The sequence below is a fragment of the Venenivibrio stagnispumantis genome, from assembly GCF_900182795.1.
In the GTDB taxonomy this organism is placed as follows: domain Bacteria; phylum Aquificota; class Aquificia; order Aquificales; family Hydrogenothermaceae; genus Venenivibrio; species Venenivibrio stagnispumantis.
The window spans coordinates 1-3,392 of sequence record NZ_FXTX01000037.1 but is presented as its reverse complement, the minus strand read 5'-3'; the positions used below and the strand labels follow the sequence as shown (position 1 = coordinate 3,392).

Below are 3,392 nucleotides of genomic sequence, written 5' to 3'. Positions count from 1 at the left end.
ATGCAGTTATGGAAAAGACAGATAAAGCAGTAGTTTTACCTATGGATATAACTTGGTCAGATGTTGGCTCTTGGGATAGCGTATATGAAGTTTTAAATAAAGACGAAAATCAAAATGTAAAAATAGGCAATATTTTAGATATAGATACAAAAAACTCATTTATAATGACAGACAAAAGATTAGCAGTTACAGTAGGAGTAGAAGATTTAATAGTGGTAGAAACTCCGGATGTTGTTTTAATAGCAAAAAGAGGAGAAGGTCAAAAAATAAAAGATGTAGTGCAAATATTAAAACAAAATGAAAAAACAAAGCAGATAACCGAGTATCATACTACCGTTTATAGACCTTGGGGAAGTTATACAGAGCTTGAAAAAGGAGAAAGATATAGAATAAAAAGAATAACCGTTTTACCGGGAGAAGCTTTAAGCTTGCAAATGCATTATCACAGAAGCGAACACTGGATAGTAGTAAAAGGCACAGCAAAAGTAATATTAGAACATGATGGCGGAAAAAAAGAAGAGATATATATTCATGAAAATGAAAGCATCTATGTCCCAAAAACAACAAAACATAGGTTAATAAATCCGGGTAAAATTCCACTTGAGATTATTGAAGTTCAAGTTGGTGAATATGTAGAAGAAGATGATATAATTAGATTTGAGGATAAATATCAAAGAGATAGATTAGGATAATAATGAAAAAAAATATCTTACCGGTTATTATTTTACTTTTGGCAGATTTATTTGCTTTTTATGTTTCTTTATTTTTAGCTGTTTTAAGCAGGCAAGTTATAGGTTATCTATATAAAGATATACCTTATTTTAACTTTGATTATTTTTATTTTTTGAAATTTTGGTGGATGCCTTTAATTTTCATATTATTTATAGGATATGAAAAACTTTATATTAAAAGGTTATCTTTTTGGGATGGAGTTAAAGAGTTATTAAAAGCTATATCTATTTCCACAGTTGTTATTCTTGCAGTTGTTTCTCTTGGAAAGTTATCAGATAGTATTTCAAGGCTTACAATAATATTTTTATGGTTTTATGGTATTTTTATTTTTCCTTTATTTAGATTTTTTGTTAAACGAATTTTGTATAAATTAAATATATGGCAAAAAAATGTGTTGATAATAGGAGCCGGTGAAGCCGGTAAGAGTAGTGCTGAAGGTATTTCAAATGATTACCATCTTGGATATAAAGTAGTTGGCTTTCTTGATGATTATAAAGAAGGATTTGTTAATAATGTTCCTATCTTAGGGAAAATAAAAGATTTTGATAACTTGGTTGATAAAATGGAGATAGATACGGTTATCGTTGCTATTCCTTCAATGGATAAAGAGAAATTAACCCATCTTATAAATGATATATATAAAAAAGTTAAAAAAATATTTGTTATACCGGATTTAAAGGGCATAGCCTTGCTAAATAGTGAACTTTATCATCTTTTTATGCAACAGATATTTTTGATAAAAATTAAGAATAATTTAGATTCAAAGATAAATCAATTTATAAAATCTACTTTTGATATAACAGTATCAATAATTATGCTACCGGTTTTATTACCTTTGATATTTATTTTAGGATTACTTATTAAAATAGATTCACCTGGACCTATATTTTTTACTCATCAAAGAATAGGAAAAAATGGAAAAGTTATAAAAGTATATAAATTTAGGTCAATGTTTATAGATGCTGAAAAAAGATTAAAAGAAATACTACAAAAGGATGAAGAGGCAAGAAAAGAATGGGAAACATATTATAAATTAAAAAATGACCCGAGGGTTACAAAAATAGGAAGATTTTTAAGGAAAACTTCTTTAGATGAATTACCACAAATTTTTAATGTTTTAAAAGGAGAGATGAGTCTTGTTGGGCCAAGACCTGTTATAAAGGATGAAATTGAGAAATATTATAAAGATTTTGCAGAATATTACTATATGGTAAAACCGGGTATTACCGGTCTTTGGCAAGTAAGCGGTAGAAGCAATACAGATTATGATTTTAGAGTAGAAATAGACACTTGGTATGTATTAAATTGGTCTTTATGGCTTGATATAATAATTTTATTTAAAACAATCAAAGTTGTTCTAAAAAGAGAAGGAGCTTATTGAGAAAAGATAGTTAAATTTATGTTTTTTTTGATATCAATAGCGAAGAATAATGAGAATTAATTCTTTTTTTAATAATTTTGTAAGGCTAAATTTATATCAATGATTTTAATAAGTTAAAACTGTAAGGGCAGATTTTTAGCAATAATTCTAAGAACTCAAAAAATGTAAGGGCAGAATTTTGGCAATGATTCTAAGAATTTATCCTTACAATTTTTAATCATTGATACTCAATGGTTTGCAGACAGGTAATTTTTTTCGTTATTCATCTTAAAACCATATCCCCATATATATGTTATTATTATATATTACGAAACATTCATATCCGGAACGTTATCCTTTATTTTTTCAATAACTTACTTTGTAATTTCCTTTATAGGACAGGTTTTCAATAAAAAACTTCCTTAAACTTCCTTTCTTTTTTTCAAAAAAATTTTTCATCAAAGGTATATATATTAAAATTCAATTTTGGTGTCTGTAAAACCTTGTCTCATCTTATCAAGAAAAGAGAATTTTTTGTTTAATTACTTTTTTGGAAAAATTCTTATTTTGAAGATTTATTATTAATAACTCCTTTTGAAATTTTTGTTCCTATCTTTTTAACAAGTATTAGCACTTTAATAGCGATTATAAATCATGAAAGTTTGTAAACTATTTAATGTTAAGTTCTTTAGCTAATTGTGAAATACTAACTACTTTTATATCAGGAGAATAAAATTCTTTATCATTTGTTAATATCAAATCACATCCTTCTTTTTTTGCCAAAACATACTGTAATGTATCTTCCAGATCTTTAAATCTTTGATCCTTTTCCATTAAATAAATTGCTTTATTTAAATCCTCATTAGCAAAAGGTATTAATTCAAATATATCTGAAGCTGCTTTTATATCTTCCAACGCTTTTTTCTTTCCTTTTTTACTTAAAATATAATAAACAGTTGTAACTAAATCACAGCTCGTATACAGTTCCAGATCCTTATCAACACAGTAATTCATTATCATATTTGCTACAATACAATTTTCTCTATTTTTATCAAACATATCAATAATTACATTTGCATCTACAAAAACTTTTTTAATATTCACTTCCCCTTTCCTCTTTTAATTCTTGAAATGTTTTGTTTCCTGTAACTCCTGCAAAGTATTCCGCATTTTTCAAAATTTTTTCCAATGCTTCTTTTTTCTTTTTCTTTTTGTATTCTTTAAGTTTTTCTTTTAATAACTCTTCAATCAAAACACTTTGAGGCTTTTTATAATATTCAGCCATTTCTTTTAACTCTTT

Annotated in this window: 4 protein-coding genes; 2 read left to right on the top strand and 2 right to left on the bottom strand. The window is 26.4% G+C overall.

The genetic code is table 11. From position 1 onward, the window contains the following. The coding region (locus QOR43_RS08520) for a cupin domain-containing protein (protein ID WP_283571482.1) at window positions 1-692 on the top strand (692 nt) is incomplete at its 5' end. Between the two features lie 2 nt (window positions 693-694). Further along, complete coding sequence (locus QOR43_RS08515; protein WP_265134209.1) at window positions 695-2,113, top strand: sugar transferase; 1,419 nt, start codon at window positions 695-697, stop codon at window positions 2,111-2,113. Window positions 2,114-2,761: 648 nt separating this feature from the next. Here the strand turns inward: QOR43_RS08515 and QOR43_RS08510 are convergent. Further along, complete coding sequence (locus QOR43_RS08510) at window positions 2,762-3,196, bottom strand: type II toxin-antitoxin system VapC family toxin (RefSeq protein WP_265134210.1); 435 nt, start codon at window positions 3,194-3,196, stop codon at window positions 2,762-2,764. Next, a partial coding sequence (locus QOR43_RS08505) for a hypothetical protein (RefSeq protein ID WP_283571481.1) occupies window positions 3,186-3,392 on the bottom strand: 207 nt, incomplete at its 5' end. The genes QOR43_RS08505 and QOR43_RS08510, both read right to left, overlap by 11 nt.

What these genes read in the sequence shown, in the direction of transcription:
- QOR43_RS08515 (WP_265134209.1), top strand. Translation starts at nt 695, where the DNA reads ATGAAAAAAAATATCTTACCGGTTATTATTTTACTTTTGGCAGATTTA.